23 protein-coding genes are annotated in these 24,232 nt (G+C 55.2%); 16 read left to right on the top strand and 7 right to left on the bottom strand.

Going from position 1 to position 24,232, the window contains the following annotated elements; translation table 11 throughout:
• Window positions 1-52: 52 nt before the first annotated feature.
• Complete coding sequence (locus tag INF77_RS21025; protein WP_028012451.1) at window positions 53-1,162, bottom strand: anion transporter; 1,110 nt, start codon at window positions 1,160-1,162, stop codon at window positions 53-55.
• The gene (gene mntR, locus INF77_RS21020) at window positions 1,159-1,632 is read right to left on the bottom strand and encodes a manganese-binding transcriptional regulator MntR (protein ID WP_008501176.1); all 474 of its coding nucleotides are present in this window, start codon (window positions 1,630-1,632) and stop codon (window positions 1,159-1,161) included. The genes INF77_RS21025 and mntR overlap by 4 nt, the downstream gene beginning before the upstream one ends.
• Window positions 1,633-1,815: 183 nt before the next feature.
• On the opposite strand from mntR, the gene mntS reads away from it, so the two are divergent.
• Window positions 1,816-1,944, top strand: a complete 129-nt coding sequence (gene mntS / locus INF77_RS21015) for a manganase accumulation protein MntS (protein ID WP_014831181.1) — start codon at window positions 1,816-1,818, stop codon at window positions 1,942-1,944.
• Window positions 1,945-2,213: 269 nt separating this feature from the next.
• The gene (locus tag INF77_RS21010) at window positions 2,214-3,797 is read left to right on the top strand and encodes a phosphoethanolamine transferase (protein WP_193030887.1); all 1,584 of its coding nucleotides are present in this window, start codon (window positions 2,214-2,216) and stop codon (window positions 3,795-3,797) included.
• 120 nt (window positions 3,798-3,917) lie between these two features.
• Here the strand turns inward: INF77_RS21010 and ompX are convergent, their stop codons facing one another.
• Window positions 3,918-4,436: an outer membrane protein OmpX gene (ompX, locus tag INF77_RS21005; RefSeq protein ID WP_028012448.1), complete on the bottom strand. Its 519-nt coding sequence runs from the start codon at window positions 4,434-4,436 to the stop codon at window positions 3,918-3,920.
• A gap of 355 nt (window positions 4,437-4,791) precedes the next feature.
• Between ompX and rhtA the strand changes: the two genes are divergently transcribed.
• The 6 genes from rhtA to ybiO all read left to right on the top strand — a co-directional run bounded on the left by rhtA (window position 4,792) and on the right by ybiO (window position 11,397).
• Window positions 4,792-5,679: a threonine/homoserine exporter RhtA gene (gene rhtA / locus INF77_RS21000; protein ID WP_041910716.1), complete on the top strand. Its 888-nt coding sequence runs from the start codon at window positions 4,792-4,794 to the stop codon at window positions 5,677-5,679.
• Between the two features lie 299 nt (window positions 5,680-5,978).
• Window positions 5,979-6,482 carry a DNA starvation/stationary phase protection protein Dps gene (gene dps / locus INF77_RS20995; RefSeq protein ID WP_008501171.1) on the top strand — a complete coding sequence of 168 codons (504 nt, stop codon included), beginning with the start codon at window positions 5,979-5,981 and terminating at the stop codon, window positions 6,480-6,482.
• 361 nt (window positions 6,483-6,843) lie between these two features.
• On the top strand, window positions 6,844-7,587 hold the full coding sequence (gene glnH, locus INF77_RS20990) for a glutamine ABC transporter substrate-binding protein GlnH (RefSeq protein ID WP_014831177.1): 744 nt from the start codon (window positions 6,844-6,846) through the stop codon (window positions 7,585-7,587).
• Window positions 7,588-7,680: 93 nt separating this feature from the next.
• Window positions 7,681-8,340 (top strand): glutamine ABC transporter permease GlnP, encoded by a 660-nt coding sequence (gene glnP / locus INF77_RS20985; protein WP_003858462.1) that lies wholly within the window; start codon window positions 7,681-7,683, stop codon window positions 8,338-8,340.
• Entirely contained in the window at window positions 8,337-9,059 is a 723-nt protein-coding gene (gene glnQ / locus INF77_RS20980; RefSeq protein ID WP_028012446.1) for a glutamine ABC transporter ATP-binding protein GlnQ, read from the top strand. The genes glnP and glnQ overlap by 4 nt, the downstream gene beginning before the upstream one ends.
• 124 nt (window positions 9,060-9,183) lie before the next feature.
• Window positions 9,184-11,397 (top strand): mechanosensitive channel protein, encoded by a 2,214-nt coding sequence (gene ybiO / locus INF77_RS20975; protein ID WP_193532024.1) that lies wholly within the window; start codon window positions 9,184-9,186, stop codon window positions 11,395-11,397.
• Between the two features lie 45 nt (window positions 11,398-11,442).
• Here the strand turns inward: ybiO and rlmF are convergent, their stop codons facing one another.
• The gene (rlmF, locus tag INF77_RS20970; protein ID WP_193532003.1) at window positions 11,443-12,354 is read right to left on the bottom strand and encodes a 23S rRNA (adenine(1618)-N(6))-methyltransferase RlmF; all 912 of its coding nucleotides are present in this window, start codon (window positions 12,352-12,354) and stop codon (window positions 11,443-11,445) included.
• Between the two features lie 243 nt (window positions 12,355-12,597).
• On the opposite strand from rlmF, the gene mcbA reads away from it, so the two are divergent.
• From mcbA to ybiJ, 3 genes are all read left to right on the top strand, one after another.
• On the top strand, window positions 12,598-12,864 hold the full coding sequence (gene mcbA / locus INF77_RS20965; protein WP_028012443.1) for a DUF1471 family periplasmic protein McbA: 267 nt from the start codon (window positions 12,598-12,600) through the stop codon (window positions 12,862-12,864).
• 123 nt (window positions 12,865-12,987) lie between these two features.
• The gene (locus INF77_RS20960; protein WP_028012442.1) at window positions 12,988-13,254 is read left to right on the top strand and encodes a DksA/TraR family C4-type zinc finger protein; all 267 of its coding nucleotides are present in this window, start codon (window positions 12,988-12,990) and stop codon (window positions 13,252-13,254) included.
• Window positions 13,255-13,540: 286 nt separating this feature from the next.
• A complete protein-coding gene (gene ybiJ, locus INF77_RS20955; protein ID WP_014883102.1) occupies window positions 13,541-13,801 on the top strand; it encodes a DUF1471 family protein YbiJ in 261 nt (86 codons plus the stop codon).
• Window positions 13,802-13,921: 120 nt separating this feature from the next.
• On the opposite strand, the gene ybiB is transcribed toward ybiJ, so the two are convergent.
• A complete protein-coding gene (gene ybiB / locus INF77_RS20950; protein WP_047368145.1) occupies window positions 13,922-14,884 on the bottom strand; it encodes a DNA-binding protein YbiB in 963 nt (320 codons plus the stop codon).
• Window positions 14,885-15,139: 255 nt separating this feature from the next.
• Here ybiB and INF77_RS20945 point away from each other — a divergent pair, with 255 nt between their 5' ends.
• The 5 genes from INF77_RS20945 (at window position 15,140) to INF77_RS20925 (ending at window position 20,511) form a co-directional block, all read left to right on the top strand.
• Window positions 15,140-15,676: a fimbrial protein gene (locus tag INF77_RS20945; RefSeq protein WP_028012440.1), complete on the top strand. Its 537-nt coding sequence runs from the start codon at window positions 15,140-15,142 to the stop codon at window positions 15,674-15,676.
• A 69-nt stretch (window positions 15,677-15,745) separates the two neighbouring features.
• A complete protein-coding gene (locus INF77_RS20940; protein WP_028012439.1) occupies window positions 15,746-16,420 on the top strand; it encodes a molecular chaperone in 675 nt (224 codons plus the stop codon).
• 26 nt (window positions 16,421-16,446) lie between these two features.
• Window positions 16,447-18,990, top strand: coding sequence for a fimbria/pilus outer membrane usher protein (locus INF77_RS20935; protein WP_193532004.1), 2,544 nt, complete (start codon window positions 16,447-16,449; stop codon window positions 18,988-18,990).
• A gap of 22 nt (window positions 18,991-19,012) precedes the next feature.
• On the top strand, window positions 19,013-20,002 hold the full coding sequence (locus INF77_RS20930) for a fimbrial protein (RefSeq protein ID WP_063437841.1): 990 nt from the start codon (window positions 19,013-19,015) through the stop codon (window positions 20,000-20,002).
• A 5-nt stretch (window positions 20,003-20,007) separates the two neighbouring features.
• Window positions 20,008-20,511, top strand: a complete 504-nt coding sequence (locus tag INF77_RS20925) for a fimbrial protein (protein WP_047368144.1) — start codon at window positions 20,008-20,010, stop codon at window positions 20,509-20,511.
• On the opposite strand, the gene dinG is transcribed toward INF77_RS20925, so the two are convergent.
• Entirely contained in the window at window positions 20,498-22,675 is a 2,178-nt protein-coding gene (dinG, locus tag INF77_RS20920; RefSeq protein WP_063437840.1) for an ATP-dependent DNA helicase DinG, read from the bottom strand. The genes INF77_RS20925 and dinG overlap by 14 nt on opposite strands.
• 97 nt (window positions 22,676-22,772) lie before the next feature.
• Complete coding sequence (rhlE, locus tag INF77_RS20915; protein WP_028012434.1) at window positions 22,773-24,155, bottom strand: ATP-dependent RNA helicase RhlE; 1,383 nt, start codon at window positions 24,153-24,155, stop codon at window positions 22,773-22,775.
• Window positions 24,156-24,232 lie beyond the last annotated feature (77 nt).

The following is a 24,232-nucleotide window of genomic DNA, read 5'->3' as shown; positions in this document are numbered from 1 at the left end:
TAAAGCTAGGACGTTGCTATACATTTGCCAGGAAAAACTGACAAATTGCGCACTATATGAGAAGGAATAGTCCGAAACCGATCGCCGCAGCCCAGAGCAGCATCGGGATCGACCAGAGGTGGAAGCGCCACCAGATGCGACGGTCGTTGGCCATGCGCAGGGCGATCAGGTTTGCCAGGGAGCCGGGCAGCAGCCCAAACCCACCGATGTTCACCGCCCAGGCCAGCAGCGTGTCCGGCGGAACGTAGTTGAGCAGCAGAATGGTGGCAGGCACGTTGCTGATAAACTGCGACAGGCCAATCGCCGTCAGCCACAGTCCCGGCTGCGACAGCGTGCTGACGCTGTGCAGAACGTTTTGCAGCACGGGAAGCTGAATAAGCAGATGCACGTCGATGAACATCGCCATAAAGACCAGCAGCAGCGTCCAGTCCACGCTTACCAGCACGCGCCGCGCCAGCACGACAAAGCCCGCGGCGACGAGCAGGACGCCCGCCAGCTCATACCTCAGCTCCAGGGCGAACAGAAAGACGATATACAGCCCGAGGCAGCTCCAGACCAGCCGCGGCTGCCACTGCGGGCCCGTGGTCCCGCTATGGTATTGCAGCTTTTTATCCGGAAACGCGAACCAGCAGACCGCCAGCAGCGACAGCATCATCACCAACGCCAGAGGCGCCATCTGCCAGGTAAAGGCGGCGAATGACAGACCGGAACGACCCCAGAGAAGAATATTTTGCGGGTTGCCGATGGGCGTCAACAGAGAACCGGCGTTAACGGCGAGCGCTTCAAAGATAATTAGTCTGCTGACCGGGATCTCGCATAGCTTACGCAGGGTGAGCGTGAGGGGCACGATGATAAACAGCGCCACATCGTTGGTCAGAAACGTCGACAGCACCGCGGCGGAGAACACCATAAACAGGGCCAGCCTGCGCTCGGTGGCAAAACGGCGCACCATTTTACGCCCCAGGACGTCAAAATAGCCGCTCAGCTCGACCCCTTTGGTCAGCATCATTAACCCACTCAGGGTAATGATGGTGCGCCAGTCAATCGCCGCAGACCAGGCCTGTGGCGCAAACGGCACAAACAGGCTTAACCCGGCGCCAATGATTAATAAGAGATGGAAGAAACGATCGCGTGAGAGGGCCTGCAGTCCAGGGATTTTCATTCAGCGGAGGGACCATATTTAAGGGTAAATTCGCGAAACTTCACCAGCGTCTCTTCGCTAACGTGGTGCTCCATTCCTTCCGCATCCCGACGGGCAATTTCCGGGCTGACGCCCAGCACCAGCAAAAAGTTCTCGACAAGCTGATGGCGCTCGCGGCTCTCCTGCGCAAGCTTCTCCCCTTCCGGCGTCAGAAACACGCCGCGCCAGGGGATCATTTCGATCAGGCCTACCGAGGCCAGACGTTTTAACATTTTAGCGACCGTCGGCTGCGAAACCCCGAGCCTGGCGGCCATATCGACCTGACGCGCTTCCCCAACCTCGCGGATCAGATCGGAAATCAGTTCAACATAATCATCAATCAGTTCACGCCGGTGCGCTTCACGTACCTGGCGAAAACCTTCGACATGTTCTTCAACATTCACCAGTTGCGTCGTTTTTTTAATGGTTGGCTTACCTGCGCGACGGTTCATTGTACTTCCTCATTGGGGTGACGCTTCCAGCGCCCGGTATCGAGAGCGCACATTGTAAACCATCCCTCCACAAGCACAAAAAATTAACGAAATAGCCATAGCTATACAATATAGCCTGTGCTATATCTGTATGTAATGCAGTCACCCTTCACGGATCGAAGGGATCAAACATCAGGAGGTCTCATGAACGAATTCAAGAGGTGCATGACCGTGTTTACCCACTCTCCTTTTAAAGTGCGCTTAATGCTGTTGAACATGCTGTGCGATATGTTTAACAACAAACCGCATCAGGACGACAAACCTTCCCACTAAGCGGCGTTGCGGTACGCCGCTTCATTTTTCTGTCACACTTCCGTTGTAAACTGACCAATTCCCGATAATTTTTGCGGATTTGCAGCCCCCTTCGCAAAACATCTGTTTAGCAACTGTTGACCTTAATTCACGCTCGCACTATCTTCTTGCAGCCCTGCACAATTTGCGGCTCGCTGAAGCGGACCTCTCATTCCCTTTCCACGCACTGTCCGGCAGGCTTTGACCCTTGGCGCCAGGGTGAGCACATGGCGTTTTTGTGATAGTGACCTATGAATGTAACCCTGATAGATACCATCGTTACCCGCAGCCGGGCCTTAAGCCCGTGGACGGGATTTTACTTTTTGCAGTCGCTGCTGATTAACTTTGCGCTCGGCTATCCCTTCAGCCTGCTTTATGCAGTGGCTTTCACCTGCATCCTGCATGTGCTGTGGCGAGCGGCCCCGCGCGTGCAGAAAGCGTTGGTAGGGGTCTGTTCGCTGATTGCTGCGATGTATTTCCCGTTTGGCCAGGCCTACGGCGCGCCAAACTTCAACACCCTGCTGGCGCTGCACTCCACCAATATGGAAGAGTCGACGGAGATCCTGACGATCTTCCCCTGGTACAGCTACGTCGTCGGCCTCTTTATCTTTGCGCTTGGCGTCATCGCGGTTCGTCGCAAAGCAGACGCGAAGAGATCATGGGGAAAAATGGAGTCTCTGTGCCTGGCGTTTAGCGTGGGGACGTTTTTCGTTGCGCCGATGCAAAACCTGGCCTGGGGCGGCGTGTTCAAGCTGAAAGATACGGGCTATCCGGTGTTCCGTTTCGTTAAAGACGTCGTCGTGAACAATAAAGAGGTTCTCGACGAGCAGGCGCGCATGGCTGAACTTTCCAATATGAAAGACACCTGGAACGTGCTGGCGGTTAAGCCGAAATACCATACCTATGTGGTGGTGATTGGCGAGAGCGCACGTCGCGACGCGCTGGGCGCATTCGGCGGGCACTGGAATAACACACCGTTTGCCAGCTCTGTCAACGGCACCCTGTTTACCGATTATGTGGCGGCCAGCGGCTCGACGCAGAAATCGCTCGGCCTGACGCTGAACCGCGTAGTGGATGGCAAACCTCAGTTTCAGGATAATTTTGTCACGCTGGCCAACCGCGCCGGTTTTCAGACCTGGTGGTTCTCCAATCAGGGGCAAATTGGCGAATACGACACCGCCATCGCCAGTATTGCTAAGCGTGCTGACGAAGTGCAGTTCCTGAAGAGCGGTGATTTTGAAGCCGACAAAAACACCAAAGACGAGGCGCTGCTGAAGATGACGGCGCAGGTCTTTGCTACCCAGCGCACCCAGCCGCAGCTGATTGTTCTGCACCTGATGGGATCGCACCCGCAGGCCTGCGATCGCACTGGCGGTAAATACGCGGAGTTTGTGCAGTCGAAAGAGACCTCTTGCTATCTCTATACCATGACGCAAACCGACGAGCTGCTCAGCAAGCTTTACGATCAGCTGCGCAACACGGGCGAAAGCTTCTCTGTGGTCTATTTCTCGGATCACGGGCTGGCGTTTAAAGAGCGTGGCAAAGAAGTGCAGTATCTGGCGCACGACGACCAGTTCCAGCAAAATTTCCAGGTGCCGTTTATGGTGCTGTCGAGTGATGATAAAACGCATCGCGTTATCAAAGCGCGGCGCTCGGCGAATGATTTCCTGCAGTTCTTCTCGCAGTGGACGGGGATTAAGGCCAAAGAGATAAAAAATGATTACCCGTTTATCTCCAACAAGAAAGCGCCCCCAGTGTACGTTACCAACTTCAAGTTACAGAAAGTTGACTATAACCATCTGGGTACCGATATTTTTGATATTAAGAGTAAGTAAGCTGTGCGATCTCGTGCGGTCTGATGCCCTTACCCTGGCCCTCTCCCACAAGGAGAGGGAAAAAGCTAAAAAAAAAAATCCGCCACATTGGGCGGATTTTTTATTAGCTCACCGAAGTGATTAGAAGCGGTAACCTACGCCCGCGATCCAGGTGCCAACGTCAACGTTGCGGATACGGCTCTGCTCATAGGAGAAGTCCAGAGCCACGTCCTGGATTGGGTTGAACTGCAGGCCTGCGCCATAGGAGAAGCCGTAGTCGCTGTTGCTTGCAGTGCGGTTCAGACCCTGGTTTTCGGTCTGCTGGAATTTACCGTAGCCAACACCTACAACACCGTAGATGCTCGCCCAGTCGTTCAGACGGTAAGCTGGACCAGCAGTGATACCGTAGTACTGGCCTTTGTTGTATGCGCCGTTCTCAGTACGATCTTTCTCGGTGTAGGTGAAAGAACCGATCACGCCCAGCGGGTTGTTATCCTGCTCGTAACGATACTTCAGGTTGAAACCGTTGGTTTTGTTCATCACGCCCTGCATATCGCTCTGAGCGTAACCACCAGTTACAGTAGAAGTAGCAGCTACAGCGGTACCTGCGGAAACAGCCAGTACAGCGGCCAGTGCTGAAAGACATGCAATTTTTTTCATAACCACCTCAAATGTGCTTCAAGTAAGTCCGTAAGTTTTAAATATATCAAAAAATTTTGCGAAACTCTTTGTGATTCGTGATGTCTAATGAGGCCTTTCCTGTAACAGAACGTTTCCAACCTCAGCTAACTCTTTCAAATCACATGCGATTTTTCCTACTAAACGCCCATATTGCGCGTCTGCGCCGTTACATTCATCCAGATTATTCCTAATCTTTCAGGTGATAAATCCACCAGCGCTTAACCATTTTACGGATTTCACGGGTCTTTTTTTTCAACCTAGTCTCAACCGTAGCTGTATATTTCCTTTACACTGCAACCTTTACTCCACTTGACATTAGCTGACAGGAGAAAGGATGCCTGGGTTATCCCGCACGTCGTCGGTCTGGTTGCCGGTAGCCGTCATACTTATTGCCATGTTGTCCATCCAAAGCGGTGCTTCGCTGGCAAAATCGCTTTTTCCACTGGTGGGTGCGCCCGGGGTAACAGCCCTGCGTATCGTGCTGGGAACGGCGATACTGGTCGTCATCTTCAAACCCTGGCGTCTGCGCTTCAAAAAAGAGCAACGTCTTCCCCTGCTTTTTTATGGTCTGTCCCTCGGGGCAATGAACTATATGTTCTACCTCTCCATCCAGACCATCCCGCTGGGGATTGCCGTCGCGCTGGAGTTTACCGGCCCGCTGGCGGTCGCGCTTTTCTCGTCACGTCGTCCGGTGGATTTTATCTGGGTCGTGCTGGCCGTTCTGGGCTTATGGTTCCTGCTGCCGCTCGGCCAGAATGTCTCTGAGATTGATCTCACGGGCGCAGCGCTGGCGTTGGGAGCAGGAGCCTGCTGGGCTGTCTATATACTCACCGGGCAGCGAGCGGGTGAAGAGCATGGCCCGGCAACGGTCGCCCTGGGTTCCGTGATTGCGGCTATCGTTTTTGTGCCGATCGGTATGGCGCAGGCCACGGAGTCTATCTGGCAATGGTCAGTCATGCCTATCGGGCTGGCGGTCGCTATTCTTTCAACGGCTCTCCCCTATTCTCTGGAGATGATTGCCCTGACGCGTCTGCCGACGCGCATATTTGGCACCCTGATGAGCATGGAGCCCGCCCTTGCGGCGATCTCCGGGATGGTGTTCCTGGGCGAAACGCTGACGTTTACCCAGACGCTGGCGCTCTGCTCAATTATCGCGGCGTCAATGGGGTCAACGCTCACCATGCGCCCTGAACCTAAAGTTGAGAAAATCGACATCGGCTAATGCCATATATTCTGCATGGCTTCACGGCCATGCAGAATAAAGGCCAGAATGCCATCCGTTATAATTTCTTACATAGTTTGTCATATAACCGAAATATCCTTCCCCACCCATTCCCCTCTATGCGAATTAAGATTGATCTGTATCAATTTTAAAATTATCTATTAATTTCAATAAATTAAATTATCAACCACCTTCTTGCTATTAAACCGATAGGCACAGCCAGACCGCAGAGAAAAAATCCGGTGCTATACTTAGTTCCGTAATTACCTGGGACATAAACATCAAGAGGATATGAGATTATGAGTACCGCTAAACTGGTGAAAACGAAAGCGTCTAATCTGCTTTATACCCGTAACGATGTATCGGATAGCGACAAAAAAGCGACCATTGAGTTGCTGAATCGCCAGGTGATCCAGTTCATCGATCTTTCGCTGATCACCAAACAGGCCCACTGGAATATGCGCGGTGCAAACTTTATTGCCGTCCATGAAATGCTGGATGGCTTCCGCACAGCACTGGTGACACACCTCGATACGATGGCTGAACGTGCCGTTCAACTGGGTGGTGTCGCGCTTGGGACCACGCAGGTGATCAACAGCAAAACGCCGCTGAAAAGCTACCCGCTGGATATCCACACCGTTCAGGATCACCTGAAAGAGCTGGCGGACCGCTACGCGATTGTGGCCAATGACGTGCGCAAAGCGATTAGCGAAGCCAAGGATGAAGATACCGCAGACATCTTCACCGCCGCATCCCGCGACCTTGATCAGTTCCTGTGGTTTATCGAATCTAACATCGAGTAATCCATAAGACTTTCCTGTCAAACCCTCGCCTCTGGTGAGGGTTTTGCACATTTATGGTGCACAGTTTTTGCCTGAGACGGTGCAAAAGTGAATAAATTGTAATAATCACCTCACACAACCGTTAATGGGAGATTGTTTTTTCGTCAGAATTTACGCTTAATATCTCCCCGTCAGTTGACCCAAACGAAGCGCACCAAAATGGTGCTCCATGCTGGTGCAACACGACATCATTGCCACGCTTTTTGTGCAATGTATGATTTCATCCCCTTTGTAAAACAACAGCTTGTAAAGTTGGCACGATTTTTTCATTGTGCCAGTCGTTCTCGCAGGGGATCGCCCCGTGGATATAAAAGGAAATGCTATGAAGTCTGTATTAAAAGTTTCACTGGCTGCACTTACCCTGGCTTTTGCGGTGTCTTCTCAGGCTGCCGACAAACTGGTTGTGGCGACCGACACGGCGTTCGTTCCGTTTGAATTCAAACAGGGTGACAAATACGTTGGTTTTGATGTTGATCTGTGGGCCGCTATCGCCAAAGAACTCAAACTGGACTACACCCTGAAGCCGATGGACTTCAGCGGCATCATCCCGGCGCTGCAAACCAAAAACGTCGATCTGGCGCTGGCGGGCATCACCATTACCGAAGAACGTAAAAAAGCGATCGACTTCTCTGACGGCTACTACAAAAGCGGCCTGCTGGTGATGGTCAAAGCGGATAATAACGACGTAAAAAGCGTGAAAGACCTCGACGGTAAAGTGGTGGCAGTGAAGAGCGGCACCGGTTCCGTGGATTACGCGAAAGCGAACATCAAAACCAAAGACCTGCGCCAGTTCCCGAACATTGACAACGCGTATATGGAACTCGGCACCAACCGTGCTGACGCTGTTCTGCACGACACGCCGAACATCCTGTACTTCATTAAAACGGCTGGTAACGGCAAGTTCAAAGCCGTGGGCGACTCTCTGGAAGCTCAGCAGTACGGTATCGCGTTCCCGAAAGGCAGCGACGATCTGCGCACGAAAGTTAACGGCGCGCTGAAAACGCTGAAAGAGAACGGCACTTACAACGAAATCTATAAAAAATGGTTCGGTACTGAGCCTAAATAATTTTACCTGAATTCAGGTTTATAGCGCCCGGCGGCGCTCACGCTTGCCGGGCCTACATTTTTCGTTTTTCACCACGGTATACAGGAATACATCATGCAGTTTGACTGGAGCGCCATCTGGCCTGCCATTCCACTCTTGCTTGAAGGCGCTAAAATGACCCTGTGGATTTCGGTCCTGGGTCTGGTAGGTGGGTTGATTATCGGTCTTGTCGCCGGTTTCGCCCGCACCTACGGTGGCTGGATTGCAAACCACATCGCACTGGTTTTCATCGAAGTGATCCGCGGCACGCCGATTGTCGTGCAGGTCATGTTTATCTACTTCGCCCTGCCAATGGCATTTACCGACCTGCGCATCGATCCGTTCAGCGCGGCCGTCGTGACCATTATGATCAACTCGGGCGCCTACATCGCGGAAATCACCCGCGGGGCGGTGCTGTCGATTCATAAAGGTTTCAGCGAAGCCGGTCTGGCATTAGGTCTTTCTCGTCGCGAAACGATCCGTCACGTTATTCTCCCGCTGGCGCTGCGCCGCATGCTGCCGCCGCTGGGTAACCAGTGGATCATCAGCATTAAAGATACATCGCTGTTCATCGTTATCGGCGTGGCCGAACTGACCCGTCAGGGCCAGGAAATTATTGCGGGCAACTTCCGCGCGCTGGAAATCTGGAGTGCGGTCGCCGTCGTTTATCTGATCATTACGCTGGTACTGAGCTTCGTTCTGCGCCGTCTTGAAAGAAGGATGAAAATCCTGTGATTGAATTTAAAAACGTCTCCAAGCACTTTGGCCCAACCCAGGTGCTGCACAATATTGATCTGAATATCAAGCAGGGTGAAGTGGTGGTGATTATCGGGCCTTCCGGTTCCGGTAAATCGACCCTGCTGCGCTGCATCAACAAGCTGGAAGAGATCACCAGCGGCGATCTGATCGTTGACGGTCTGAAGGTAAACGACCCGAAAGTGGACGAGCGTCTGATTCGTCAGGAAGCGGGCATGGTGTTCCAGCAGTTCTACCTGTTCCCGCACCTGACGGCGTTGGAAAACGTGATGTTTGGCCCACTGCGCGTGCGCGGTGCCAACAAAGCGGCGGCGGAAGCGCTGGCAAAAGATCTGCTGGCGAAGGTTGGCCTGGCGGAGCGTGCGCACCACTACCCTTCCGAGCTCTCCGGTGGCCAGCAGCAGCGCGTGGCGATTGCCCGCGCGCTGGCGGTGAAACCGAAGATGATGCTGTTTGATGAGCCGACGTCCGCACTCGACCCGGAGCTGCGCCACGAGGTGCTGAAAGTCATGCAGGATCTGGCGGAAGAAGGGATGACGATGGTGATCGTGACCCACGAAATCGGCTTTGCTGAGAAAGTGGCTTCCCGCCTGATCTTTATTGATAAAGGCCGCATCGCCGAAGACGGTAACCCGCAGGAATTGATCGCGAATCCGCCTAGCCAGCGTCTGCAGGAGTTCCTGCAGCACGTCTCCTGATCCCTCGCTACATACCGAGCCGGGCTTGCCCGGCTTTTTTACGCCAGATTGTTCCCAAAAACTCCCCTCCGCCTCTCGCCCTCTATACTTATCATTTTGCACGATATTTTTGTCGGAGGACGCCGTGCCGTGGATCCTGCTGCTGTTGATAAGCCTGTTTAGTACGCCATCGCTTGCCGTGGCAATCCCCGGCGTCACCACCGGAGCAACTGCTACTCAGCAAAATACGCCGCCTCCGGAGCCGGATGCAGAACAAAAAAAAGCGGCCTATAGCGCACTTGCCGACGTCCTTGAGAATGACACCTCCCGGCAGGAGCTGATCGATCAGTTGAGGAAGGTGGCCGCCACGCCGCCTCAGGATCCGGTTCCGACCATTACGCCACCGCAGATCGAAGAGGAAAAGACGGTACTGGAAAACGTCACAGACATCAGCCGCCGCTACGGGGAAGCCCTGTCGTCGCGTTTTGCCCAGCTCTATCGAAATCTTGTTGGCACCTCGCATAAACCTTTTAATCCCCACACCTTCACCGCAGCCGCCACGCAGTTTGCGATTCTGGCGGGTGCCGTGTTCATTTTTTACTGGCTGCTGCGCCTGTGCGCCTGGCCGCTCTACCGGAAGATGGGCCACTGGGGACGGAAAAAAAATCAGCATAAAAGCAGCTGGCTGCACCTCCCGGCCATGATTACCGGAGCGTTTATCATCGATTTACTGCTGCTGGCCCTGACGCTGTTTGTCGGTCAGGTGCTGGCGGACCGCCTCAATACGGGCAACAAAACCATTGCCTTCCAGCAGGCGCTCTTCCTGAATGCGTTTGCGCTCATCGAATTTTTTAAAGCGGTGCTGCGCGTCATCTTTTGCCCGCGCGTGCCTGAACTTCGCCCTTTCAACATCAACGACGACAGCGCGAAATACTGGGCCGTGCGGCTAAGCGTGCTCAGCGGACTGATAGGCTACGGCCTGCTGGTTGCCGTGCCGATTATCTCCAACCAGGTTAACGTGCAGTTTGGCGCGCTGGCGAACGTGCTGATTATGCTCTGTATAACCGTCTGGTCTCTGTACCTTATCTTTCACAATAAAAGGACGATCACCGAGAGTCTGCTGCATCTGGCCGACCGTTCCCTCTCTTTCTTCAGCCTGTTTATCCGCGCCTTCGCGCTGGTGTGGCACTGGCTGGCAAGCGCGTATTTTATTGTGCTGTGCTTCTTCTCGCTGTTCGACCCGGGAAACAGCCTGAAATTTATGATGGGGGCGACGTTTAAAAGCCTGGCGATTATCGGCATCGCGGCGTTTGTGTCCGGGCTGCTGTCCCGCTGGATCTCGAAAACCATCACCCTGTCGCCGCAGGTCCAGCGTAATTACCCGGAACTGCAAAAACGGGTGAACGGCTGGATGTCGGTATCGCTGAAGGTGGCGCGCATTCTGACCGTCTGCGTGGCGATCATGCTGCTGCTGAATGCGTGGAGCCTGTTTGATTTCTGGAACTGGCTGCATAACGGCGCAGGCGAGAAGACCGTCGATATTTTAATTCGTATCGCGCTGATTCTGTTCTTCTCCGCCGTCGGCTGGACGCTGCTGGCGAGCCTTATCGAGAACCGTCTGGTATCGGATATTCACGGCAGACCGCTCCCCAGCGCCCGCGCACGCACGCTTTTGACCCTGTTCCGCAATGCGCTGGCGGTGATCATCAGCACCATCACCATCATGATTGTGCTATCGGAAATCGGCGTGAATATCGCCCCGCTGCTGGCGGGTGCCGGCGCGCTGGGTCTGGCGATCTCCTTCGGCTCGCAAACGCTGGTGAAGGATATTATTACCGGCATCTTTATCCAGTTTGAGAACGGGATGAACACAGGGGATCTGGTGACCATCGGGCCGCTGACCGGTACCGTGGAGAGGATGTCGATTCGCTCGGTAGGCGTGCGTCAGGATACCGGGGCATATCACATCATTCCCTGGTCATCGATCACTACCTTCGCCAACTTTGTGCGCGGCATTGGCTCCGTTGTGGCCAACTACGATGTGGATCGTCATGAAGATGCCGACAAAGCGAAGCAGGCGCTGCGGAATGCGGTCAGTGAACTAATGGAAATGGAGGATATTCGCGGGCTGGTGATTGGCGAGCCGTCGTTTGCCGGCATCGTTGGGCTGACCAACACGGCGTTCACCCTGCGCGTGTCGTTCACCACCCAGCCGCTGAAGCAATGGACGGTGCGCTTTGCCCTCGACAGCATGGTGAAAAAGCACTTCGATCTGGCGAACGTGCGAACGCCGGTGCAGACGTATCAGGTATTGTCGCCGCCCGCCTCGCCGCTCCCTCCGCAGGAGCCGACGCTGTAACCGAGCCGGGTGGCGGCTTTGCCCTACCCGGCCTGGGGCGGGATACTATTTGCGACGTTTGTTATCGTCCATAAACGACCAGGCGATAAAGCGGCTCTGCTTCTGGCCCTGCGCCATCTCTTTTTTCACCACTTTTACGGCGCCCGCTTCGCTCAGCGCGCGGTAGAGCGGCGGCAGGTTATCCCCGCGGGAAACCAGCGTCGTGAACCACTTCACCTGACGGCCAAACTGTTGGCTTTCCGCAATCATGCGCAGGATGAAGGCAACTTCACCGCCCTCGCACCACAGCTCCTGCTGCTGCCCGCCGAAGTTCAGCGCGGCGTCTTCCGCCTGACCGAGGTTGCGGCGTTTACGTTCGCTGCCCGCGCGAGCCGCTGCCGCCGAATCATGAAACGGCGGGTTGCACATCGTAGCGTCATAGCTTTCGTTTTTATGAATTATGCCGTTGAAGATGGAAGCCGCCTCTTTCTGACGACGCAGACGAATGGAGCGGCTCAGGCCAGGGTTCGCGCTGATAATCGCCTGCGCGCTGGCAAAAGCCTCGGCGCCGATTTCGCTCCCGGTAAAGCGCCAGTGATATTCATGTCCGCCAATCAGCGGGTAAATCAGGTTTGCCCCGGTGCCTATATCCAGGATGGAAGCCTGCTGCGGTATAGCGCCGTCACGATCTTCGGCAAGCAGATCGGCAAGGTGATGAACGTAATCAGCGCGGCCCGGCACAGGGGGGCAGAGAAAGCCTTCCGGAATATCCCAGTGAGCCACACCGTAAAAATGCGCCAGCAGGGCTTTGTTCAGCGTTTTCACCGCCTGCGGATCGGCAAAGTTGACGGTCGGCTCACCCGCTGGGGTCTGGACAATATAGTCCTGCAGCGCAGGGCAGCTCTGGCACAGGGCGTTCATGTCGTAGCGGCTGCGGTGGCGATTTCGTGGGTGCAATCCCGGCTTTTGGGAAGTCATGGCGTTCTCCTTTAAACAGCGGCGTAAGATACCCTGTGCTGGCCCAGCGGTAAATCTTTCTCTGCGGCGCTTAAAAAAACACCGTAAATCAAACACCTCTACGTCTATGATCTGTCAGCGAATTGTCAGTTTTTATCGTTCAAAAAATAAGCAGATCATCATCAAATATTTGCGTTAAGTCACACTCGTCAGGCTTCTAAACTTAAAGGGAATCACCTGTTGTTTCCTCATGAGGATGTGATTATGAAAAAGTACCTGACCCTTGCTGTTATCGCCGGCGCCCTGGCAACGGCTTCATTTTCTGCGATGGCCGTTCAGTCACTGAATGAAAGTACCGATACTAGCCAACTGCGTCCGGCGGGCACCGTCTCGGTAAGTCGCGCAAGTAACCTGGACGATCTGCAGAATAAACTGGCCGAAAAAGCCCGCCAGGAAGGTGCGAAAGGCTTTGTCGTGAACTCCGCTGGCGGAGATAACCATATGTACGGCACAGCAACCATCTATAAATAATTTTTTCCTCCACAACAAGACTGCATCTGCCTGCCGGATGCAGTTCATTTCCGCTTTATCTTGATTGTTCATTTTTTAACCCCATATTAAAAGCAGGGTATAAACCGATTTCAGGAGGATGCCATGGCTTCCGGTTGGGCGAATGACGACGCCGTTAACGAACAGATCAACAGTACCATTGAAGATGCGGTTGCGCGCGCTCGCGGTGAGATTCCGCGCGGCGAAAGTTTGAAGGAGTGCGAAGAATGCGGAGAGCCGATCCCGGAGGCGCGGCGTAAAGCCATTCCAGGCGTAAGGTTATGTATTACCTGCCAGCAGGATAAAGATTCAAAAAATGCGTCACATTCAGGTTATAATCGCAGAGGATCGAAAGATAGCCAGTTACGCTGACTCTCCTTTACCTAAGTTAACCCTGCCTGCACTTACCTTTACGCTCACGGTTTTTAGCGAACCGCGTAGCAAAATGTGCCCTTCATCTTTCTTCTGTAAAGCGCATCCACAAGAAGTGTAAAGCGCTGGTTTGAATTTATTAATATTCAATAAGTTATTTGTCATTCAATTTTTTTGACTGATCACGTCAATTCTCTTCGATTTTATCCGTCAGGAAAAAACGTGATACTTATCACATCGACGGAACATCGTCCCCTTAACAGAAAACACCTGCGAGAGATTAATTATGAAAACCATCAAATATGCTGTAGCTGCTGTTGCCCTGTCCGCTCTGTCTTTCGGCGCATTCGCCGTAGAGCCTGTTTCATCCACTCAGGCCCAGAGCATGAATAAAATCGGTGTGGTAAGTGCAGAAGGCGCGACCACGCTGGACGGCCTGGAAGCCAAGCTGGCTGAGAAAGCCGCTGCTGCCGGTGCAAGCGGATACACCATCACCTCCGCTAACACCAATAACAAGCTGAGCGGTACTGCGGTTATCTACAAATAATCGCCTGAAATGAATGCTGTACCCTCGCCAAACCCTCTGGTGAGCTGCTCCAACCCTCATTGACCCTGTTGTTTGTTACCCTTGCTTGCCCGTCCGCCACTGGACGGGCTTTTTTTTTGCCTAAAACGACTGTGCCACCCGCTGTAACCCCGCTTCCACCGTCTCTACCTCCCCTGTCGCCAGCAAGCAGCAGGCCATTTGCAGTTTGATCGACTGTGGGACCGGCACATTTCCGGCCAGGCACTGCGTAATCCAGTGCGCGGTAACCTGCGGATCTTTTGACTCCGGCAGAATCACATCGCTGTTTTCTTCCCCGCGTTCAAGCACAACGCGCGTACCGACAGAATCGATCAGCATCAGCTGTGGGCAACGCTGCGGGTTGGCGTACACCTCCCCTTCTGTTCCGTGCATCAGCAGTGCGCGTCCACCGATTTCGGCAAAGAACTGACCGACGCGCGTCACGTACTCCGGATGAGAAACACTGGAAAGGCGCAGTGCGGCATCCTCAGCAAACGGCGTTGCCAGCTTCGCCAGGGTGTGCGCACTGTTACGCACGCCCATGCGCCAGCGCATGTCCAGCTGCTTTTCCAAAGGCGGACAGAGCGCACGAACGGGAATATAGACCGGCTGGTTCCCCTCCAGCTTTGCCTGCGCCTGGCCGGCATGGAGGGTCGGTTCAATGCCCAGCAGTTCAAAGATGGTTTCTGTCAGTACGCGCGTGGGATCTTCGCTGACCCCATGTACCACCACAGGGAACCCCAGCTTATGTAACAATATCGCCAGCAGCGGCGTCAGGTTTGCCTGCTTGCGCGCCCCGTTATAGCTCGGGATCACAATCGGCATCGGTTTTGCCACTGGCGGCGTTAAGCGCAGCGTTTGCGCCTGCATCGCCTCGTAGAAACCACGCATCTCCGCTTCGCCTTCGCCTTTGATACGCAGCGCAATCAGGATGCCGCCCATTTCCAGGTCCGGTACCTCGCCGTTGAGCATACGGGTGTAAAGCGCGCGAGCGGTTTCATGGTCCAGGTCGCGGGCGTGGTTTTTCCCACGACCTACCTCTTTGATAATTTTGCGATAATCCACGACATTTCTCCTGACAGCCTATCTTGTTAACACTATAGCCCTGATGAATGGCTCTCCGTTAGTTTTTTATCCCTTAAGGCAACCTTCTGTTTTAATAGCAAAAAATAAACACAAGCTTTTTTTCAATTATTTGTGATTTCTATAGCAGATTCGTATTCATACATTTTTTGATTAAATAACCAGCGGAAAGTCATTAAGGGTCAACGGTGAAAACGTCCAGGCAACGCTATCACCCGAAACATATCAGGATTTGCTATGAACAAGGTTGCTTTAGGTTTAATCATCGCCGCAGCGGTGGGATGTTCTGCATCCACGTTTGCGGCAACGAACGGTGAAGGGCAAATAAACTTCACCGGCGAAATTATCGATTCTGCTTGTCAGGTCGTAAATGGATTAAGTAATCCATTAAATGTACAGCTGGGGAAAGTGTCTAAAACGGTATTTACCGGTGCAGGCTCTACCAGCACCTTAACGAAGTTTGATATTCAGTTAACGAATTGTCCTGACACGGTCACCTCCGCCGCCATTAACTTTGGCGGAACACCGGATGCGAATAACAATTCAACGCTTGCCTTAACGCCAGATACCGATGCGGCGACAGGGGTGGCGATTCAGTTGGTGGATGCCTCGCAGCAGCCTGTCAGCCTGTATACGCCGTCTCAGCAGTATCAGTTAACCTCCGGCACGGCAGTTAACGATCTGGAGTTCGGCGCACGCTATATCCAAACCGGCCCGGCAATTACCGCAGGCCCTGCTAACTCCGTTTCAACCTTCACCGTTATTTATAACTGATCTTATCAATCCGGAGATATTAATGCTTTCGCGAGCATTAATATCTTCTCTATTCATTGAGAAATCTTTATGCGCCACGGTTATTTACTGAGCACGCTTTTACTGGTAGCAACTGCTTCACATGCTGGGGTCATTATTAACGGCACCCGACTGGTCTATCAGGGAGATAAAAAGGAATCTTCTCTTGGTCTTTCAAATCCAGATGCGACGGATTATCTGGTGCAGTCCTGGGTTGATTCCGGCGGTAAAAACCTGGCCAAAGCCCCGTTCCTGATCACCCCGCCGCTTTTCCGTCTGGATGCGCACGAAGATAACGTTCTGCGCGTGGTGCGTACGGGCGGAAATTTACCGGAAGACAGGGAATCCCTGTACTGGTTGAACATTAAAGCAATCCCTTCCTCAAAACACGTTGAGGGGGTAAATACGCTGCAAATCGCCATTAATACTCGAATCAAATTATTGTATCGCCCGTCTGCGGTAAAAGGCAGACCAGAAGATGTGGCGGATAAACTTGAATGGCGCCGCGAAGGGAACGATCTGGTGGTGAATAACCCCACGCCGTTCTATATGAATTTCCAGACCGTTACGCTGAATGGTCATAAAGTCGCGAAAGCCACCTGGGCTGTTCCGAAAACGGAAACGCATTTTGCCTTACCGGGTAATGTCGGGGGCGCGAATGTGACGTATTCCATTATTACCGACTTCGGCAGCATCAGCCATACCTGGTCGAAATCCGTTCATTAATTCTTTTGCCCGGTAATAAAATAATTATGTACAGCCATAAAAAGCCGTTCACCTGCCGATTGTCTTCATTGCTGGTCATTCTCTGCGGTCTGGCAATGGCGATCTTTGCGCAGCAGGTTATGGCTGATGATTATTTTAACCCTGCCCTGCTGGATATTGATAATCCCCAGCAGGGTAAAACCGATCTGTCCATCTATGAAAAAGGGCCTGGTCAGGCGCCGGGGAAATATGAGGTCGCGGTATTTATCAATAATAATAAAATTGATACCCGCAACGTGACCTTTACGCTTCAGAAAGATTCGCAGGGCAACAGCACGCTGCAGCCTTGCTTTAGCCTTGAGGAATTAAAAAGCCTCGGCATCAAAACCAAAAAATTTCCGCAGCTGATGGCCAAAGGCCAGTGTGCTGATTTACATGTCATTCCTGCTGCATCCGCCACCTTTCGCGTTCGCAACCAGCAGCTGCTGATGAGCATCCCTCAAACGGCGCTGGGCCAGGTGCCTCGCGGTTACATTGAGCCGAAAGAGTTTGACGAAGGGATCACTGCGGGCCTGCTTAATTACAGCGCCAATGCCAGCCACAGCCGCGCGCGACAGCACGGTGAGCAGGATAACAGCAGCCAGTACGTAAACCTGCGCCCAGGCCTGAACGTTGGCGCATGGCGCATTCGCAACTATTCCACCTGGAATCGCAGCACCACGGGCCATGAGGAGGAGCAGAAATTCACCTCCGTTTATACCTATGCGCAACGCGATATCGTGGCAATGAAAAGCGACATCACCGTCGGCCAGAGCTCATCCCCTGCCGACGTGTTTGACAGCGTTCCCTACACCGGGGTGGAGCTGAAATCCGACAGCGACATGCTGCCGGACAGCGAGAAAGGCTACGCGCCGATTATCCGCGGCACGGCCCACAGCAACGCGCTGGTGGTGGTTCGCCAGAACGGCTACGTCATTTATCAGAACACGGTCGCGCCGGGCGCCTTCGAAATTAACGATCTCTACCCCACCGGCAGCAGCGGCGACCTGCAGGTTACCGTGAAAGAGACCGACGGCAGCGAAAGCCATTTTGTCGTGCCGTTTGCCTCCGTGCCGGTCTTGCAGCGTGAAAAAAACCTGCGCTACAGCGTGACCGCCGGGCGTTATCGTTCCTATGACAACGATGTCGAAAAGACCCCGTTTGCCCAGGGCAGCGCCATCTACGGTTTACCCTACGGTATCACCGCCTACGGCGGCGTTCAGCAGAGCAGCCATTATCAGTCTCAGGCGGTGGGCGTCGGGAAAAACATGGGCGATTTAGGCGCCTTCTCCATTGACGTCACTCGCGCCAAAGCCCTGCTGAAAAAACAGCAGGCCAGCAAAGGCCAGTCGTGGCGCGTGCGCTACAGCAAAGATATCGCCCAGTCAGGCACTAACTTCTCGCTGGCCGGCTACCGCTATAACAGCAAAGGGTTTTACACCCTGGAAGACACCATGGAGTCGTATACCCGCTCTGACGACTGGTCTGAACCGCAGCAGCGCCGCGCCCGTACCGAAGCCACCGTCGACCAGACGCTGCCGGAAGGCTGGGGTTCCCTAACCCTGAGCCTGGTGAAAGAGACCTACTGGACCCAGAGCCAGGACATGACCTCGGTGAGCGTCAGCTACAACAACAGCTGGCACGGCGTGAGCTACAGCCTCAGCTACAGCATGAACAAAAACACCCGCGACAGCGACGAAGACGGCAATGAGGTGACGAACGACAACCAGTTCGCGCTGAGCGTCTCGGTGCCGCTGGACCACTGGATGCATAACACCTGGGCCACCTACAACCTGAACAACACCAAAGATGGCACCACGCAGAATATCGGTCTGAACGGCACGGCGCTGAAAGAAGATAACCTCAACTGGAATATTCAGGAGGGGGTGAGCAGTACCGGCAGCGGCAACTCCACCAGCCTCAACGCCGATTACAAAGCAACGTACGGCGAACTCAGCGGCGGCGTCAGCCAGGACAAATATCAGCAGACCGTGAACGTCGGCCTGCAGGGCGGCGTGGTTGCCCATGCGAACGGCATCACCCTGAGCCAGCCGCTCGGTGAGACCATCGCGCTGGTGAAAGCGCCGGGCACGCACGGGACGCATATCACTAATCAGACCGGCGTTGAAACCGACTTCCGCGGCTACACCGTTGTCCCGTATGTGACCGCGTATCGCCACAACACCATTGCGCTGGATACCGAAACGCTGCCGGACAATGCCGACGTCACCCACGCCGCGCAGGTCGTCACCCCAACTCGCGGGGCCGTGGTGCGCGCCAGCTTTAACACCCGCGTGGGCAACCGCGTGCTGATGACGCTGACGCACAACGGCAAACCGCTGCCGTTCGGCGCGACGGTCACCACAGAGGATAAGGACAGCGAGTTTATTGTGGGTAATGACGGCCAGACCTATCTTTCGGGTCTGCCGCAGCAGGGGCATCTCGCCGTTTCCTGGGGACAGGACGCGAGCGAGCACTGCATCGCTGACTATGCGCTAACGGATGAGAAAGAGAAAACCAGCATCATTAACGCTGCCGCGCAGTGTCATTGATTCACCGTTCAGGCTAACGACTATGCAAATGATAAAACAATGCTTTTTCTTACTGATTCTGGGCACCGCGGCATTATTTATGCCGCATGCGAAGGCTGACTGCACTACGCCCGATATGCCGAAAATGATCAACGTTGCCACCATTTCGGTCCCGACGACGCTGGCAGTAGGCGCTACCATTCCCGGTACGGAGCAAACTGTACACGTCGCGGGTAACTGCAACCATCCTTACGAAAGCGGGATGGAAATCATCTCCTGCTATTACGGAACTGGTTCGGAGATACCCGGGTTGACCGGCGTTTATGACACAGGCGTGCCTGGAGTCGGCATTGCCTTAAGGAACGACCAGGGCCAGCGCATTTCAGGCGGGGGAAAGGTCGCCTGCGATTCCCGCAGTACGCCCATCGGCTATGTCTCGACCGATGGATATCAGTCCTTTGATTTTAACGTCACACTTGAGCTGGTTAAAACCAGTGATGCAGTACAGTCCGGCACGCTGCTTCAGGCGCAAACAGAGTTCGGTATTGGCGTATATGGCAACGACGGCATTGGTTCACCCAATGTTATCTCCTACGCAGGAAACGTTAACTTCCAGAACGTCACCTGCTCCGTTTCCCCAAAAAACCTGACCATTAATCTGGGCGACTTCCCGGTCAGCGATTTTATTAGCGTGGGGATGTTATCCAGCCCGGCGCAAAACTTTGACGTGACGGTGAACTGCAACAGCAACGTGCAGCCTGAAGTGAAGGTCACCAGTTCAAATGGTTATGAACCGGGGTCAGCAGGGGTGATCAAACTCACCCGGCAGCCCGGCATGGCAACCGGCGTCGGGGTCAGAATGCTGGTTGATAACCAACTCGCCACCTTTGACACCTACGTGAACACCCAAAGCCAGGCAATCGCCAACCAGACGCTGGCGATCCCGTTTGAGGTTCGCTACGAACAAACCAGCAACGTCGTGACGCCAGGCCCTGCCAACACCGTCGCCACCGTTACCCTCGCTTATAAGTGACGATCATGAAAAAAACAGCTTTGATGCTGGCGCTGGGCCTGATAGCCCAGGCCCACGCCGATGATATTCAGATCCAGATGACGGGGAATATTTACGCCAACACCTGCGTCATTGACAGCGCCAGCCGCAACCTGACGGTAGATTTAGGCCAGGCAGTATCAGGTAATTTTAAAGATGTAGGGGATACCGGCGAATGGAAAGATTTTTCGCTCTCGGTATCGCACTGTCCCGCCACGCTGGCGCTTGCCACGGCCTATTTCTACGGCCAGGCAGACAGCGTGCACCCGACCAAATTCGCCAACACCGGCAGCGCGAAGGGGCTGGCGCTGGAGCTGGCCGACCGACAGGACAAGATCCTGATCGCCCCGCAGGCGGCGTTTAACGTGCCGATTAACCCGGCTGACCACACGGCCACGTTTCCGCTCTCCGCCCGCTATTACGCCACGTCTATGCCCGTCTCCGCAGGCACGTTCAGCAGCGTGATTCAGGTGACCTTTACTTACCAGTAGGACCGCGCCCCTTAGCACGGATGCTTTTCCTGCGCCCGGCGGCCAGTTTTGCCGGGCGTTTTTTTACTTCAGGCACCTCCGGCTGCTCAATCGGGAAGATAGGCAGCGCGTTCAGCAGCCGCTGACCGTAGTTTTTGGTGAGCAAACGCTTGTCGTAAATCACTACCTCACCCCAGCAGCCGTGGCTACGAATAAGACGCCCCACCTGCTGAATCAGGTTAAACGACGCCGCAGGCAGGCTCTGCACCTCAAACGGATAGCGGTTGAGGCTTTTCAGCCACTCGCCCTCGGTGATCACCACCGGGCTGTCGATGGGCGGGAAGGCGATCTTATGGATATGCACCTGCGTCAGGTAATCCCCCTTCAAATCCAGCCCTTCGGCAAAGGACTGTAGCCCCACCAGCACGCTGCGCTCGCCGTTATCAATACGTTTGCGGTGCGTTTCCACCAGCCGGTAACGGGGCTGGTCGCCCTGCACCAGCAGGAGTAAACGCAGGTCGGTGACGTGCTCCAGGAAGCGCTGCATCGCCCGCCCGCTGGCAAACAGCACCAGCATGCCGGGATATTTTTTACTTTCGACCTGCTCGCGGAAGTAGGCCGCCATCTCCGCAATGTGCTGCTCTTCATTGTCGATAAGCGGCTCGTATTTCATGCGTGGAATGACCAGCTTGCCCTGCTCGCAGTGGTTGAACGGCGAGTCCAGCGCCACAAAACGATCGCCCGCTTTCTCCTTCAGGCCGCTCATCTCCTGCAACCGTGAAAAGCTGTTCAGAGAGCGCAGCGTCGCAGAGGTAACGACCACGTGCGGCACGCTGCGCCAGATCAGCTTTTCCAGCTGATCGGCCACGCGGATGCCCACGCAGTGGAAAAAGAGGTGCACCTGCCCGTCGCGCACTTCGCGGGTGGCCCATTTGGTGACCGGCGCGCCCGACGCCTGCGCCATCGAGGCCAGCCGCCAGAGCTTGCTCTGCGCCTCAAACATCCCCAGCGCGCGGTTCATCTGCAGCAGGATGCGGTGCAGCCGCACCACGTCGTGCGAGCCAGTTTTCTCGCTGAGGTCGTTCAGGAACATCTCCGCCAGCCCACGCAGCTTTTCGAGATGCTTCGCCAGTTGCTGGCAGATCTCCATCACCTCGTCCGGCAACTCGCCCATCGCGAAGCGGTGTTCTGCCTCCTGGGCTGCCGGAAGATAAAGATTGAGGATGTTGTTCAGAGACGAGATAAGGCTGTAAACCTCTTCGCAGTGGTCGCTCAGACGCTCGGGGACCGCCAGCGGCGGCGTGGTTTTCGGGCGAAACTGCTCCATGCAGGTCGCCACCAGTTTGCAGAACAGATCCAGCTGAAGTCGGAACCACGGAGCGGTGATTTCCGCGCTCATCTCCAGCGCGTCCCGCGCCACGTCAGGCAGGTGGTGGCCTTCGTCGAGCACCAGCAGCAGGTTTTTCGGCTCCGGCAGCACCGCTTCGCTCTCCAGCGCCGCCATCACCAGCGCGTGGTTGGCGACAACCACCTCCGCCTCCTGGATCTCGCGCCGGGCGACGAAGAACGGGCATTCCCGGTAGTAGTGACAGTTGCGGTTCAGGCAGCTTGCTTTATCGGTACTGAGCCTGCGCCACAGGTCGTCGCTAATCGCCAGGCTGGTGTGATCCCGCAGGCCGTCCCACTTATAGCCGTCGAGCTCGGCTTTCAGCTTTGCGCACTGTTCCTGCTCGGCCTTGTTATTCGGCGTCAGCTCGTCATCCAGAAAGGCGAGCAGATCCTGCTGCGAGGGCTCGCTGCTGGCCAGCGCCGCCAGGTTACGCGGACAGACGTAGCGCCCGCGCCCAAAGGCGGCGATGAAGCGGAGATCGGGGATGATTTTGCGCAGCAGCGGCAAATCTTTGCTGAAGATCTGATCCTGCAAGGCCACGTTCGCAGTGCTGACCACCAGCGTTTTGTCCTCTTCCCGCGCAATAGCGATGCCGGGAATGAGATACGACAGGGTTTTCCCGACACCGGTCGGGGCTTCAATCGCCAGATGTCGCCCGTCGTCCCCGGCGAGCGTTTTTGCCACGTCGGCAATCATCTGCCGCTGCGGCGCTCGGGGGATAAAATCGGGGATCTGCTGCTGAAGCGCCTTATACCAGGCGCCTATTTGCGCTTTCAGCGCCGCGGTTAAAGCCATTGGAAAACCTGAAATACTGTATAAACAGCCACTATTGTGGCACTTTCTCTTCGCCGTCGCAAAAAGAAAAGCCCGGCTTTACGACCGGGCTTCCAGATTACTGCGGGTTAGCAGGCTTGCGCGGGCGGCGTCGGCGCTGCCCCTCGCCTGCCGGTTTCCCTTCGCCGCTGCGCCACGGGCTTTCACCGGCCGGCTTGCCGTCGTTATTACGACGCGGCGGTTTGCCGGATGACTTCGGCGCGCCACCTTCTGCACGACGCGGCTGCTGGCCGCGACCACCGCCGCCCTGACCGCGACCACCACCCTGACGACCGTTCTGAATCGGCTCGGCTTTGATGGACGGATCCACTTCATAGCCCGGGGTTTCGATGCGCGGGATCTCTTTCTTCAGCAGGCGTTCGATGTCGCGCAGCAGCTTGTGCTCGTCCACGCAGACCAGAGAGAGCGCCTCACCTGTGGCCGCCGCACGGCCAGTACGACCGATACGGTGAACGTAATCTTCCGGGACGTTTGGCAGCTCGTAGTTCACCACGTGCGGCAGCTCTTCAATATCGAGGCCACGGGCAGCGATGTCGGTCGCCACCAGCACGCGGATGTCGCCGGATTTGAAGTCCGCCAGCGCGCGGGTACGCGCGCCCTGGCTCTTGTTACCGTGGATCGCCGCGCTGCGGATGCCGTCTTTATTCAGCTGTTCCGCCAGGTGGTTCGCGCCGTGCTTGGTGCGGGTAAAGACCAGCACCTGCTGCCAGTTGCCCTGACCGATCATCTGGGAGAGCAGCTCCCGCTTGCGCTTTTTATCCACAAAGTGAACGTGCTGCGTCACCTGCTCGGAAGCGGTGTTGCGGCGCGCCACTTCCACTTCCAGCGGGTTATGCAGCAGCTTTTCCGCCAGCGCCTTGATCTCGTCGGAGAAGGTCGCGGAGAAGAGCAGGTTCTGGCGACGCGGCGGCAGCTTCGCCAGCACGCGACGAATATCATGAATGAAGCCCATATCGAGCATGCGGTCGGCTTCGTCCAGCACCAGAATTTCAATGCTGTCGAGCTTCACCGCGTTCTGGTGTTCCAGATCCAGCAGACGGCCCGGCGTTGCCACCAGCACGTCCACGCCGCCGCGCAGCTTCATCATCTGCGGGTTAATGCTCACGCCACCGAAAACCACCAGCGAGCGAATGTTGAGATAGCGGCTGTACTCACGCACGTTCTCGCCAATCTGGGCTGCCAGCTCGCGGGTTGGGGTGAGGATCAGCGCGCGCACCGGACGACGGCCTTTGGCGTGCGGCTGGTTTTTCACCAGCAGCTCTAACAGCGGCAGGGTAAAGCCCGCGGTTTTACCGGTGCCGGTCTGGGCGCTGGCCATCAGGTCACGGCCCTGAAGCACGGCCGGAATAGCCTGCTGCTGGATAGGGGTTGGCTCAACGTAGCCCTGCTCTGCGATCGCGCGCAGAATTTCCGGGTTCAGGCCAAGGGAATCAAAAGACATAAAAACTCCGAACCGCCCCGACCATCACAGGTGTAGTTTTCAGGGAGATATCACGAATAGAAGGACAAAAACCACAA

Origin of the sequence: Enterobacter cloacae complex sp. P1B, from assembly GCF_014982345.1 — a bacterium.
Classification (GTDB): domain Bacteria; phylum Pseudomonadota; class Gammaproteobacteria; order Enterobacterales; family Enterobacteriaceae; genus Enterobacter; species Enterobacter bugandensis.
The sequence above is the reverse complement of the archived record's forward strand: the minus strand, read 5'-3'. Positions and strand labels throughout refer to the sequence as shown.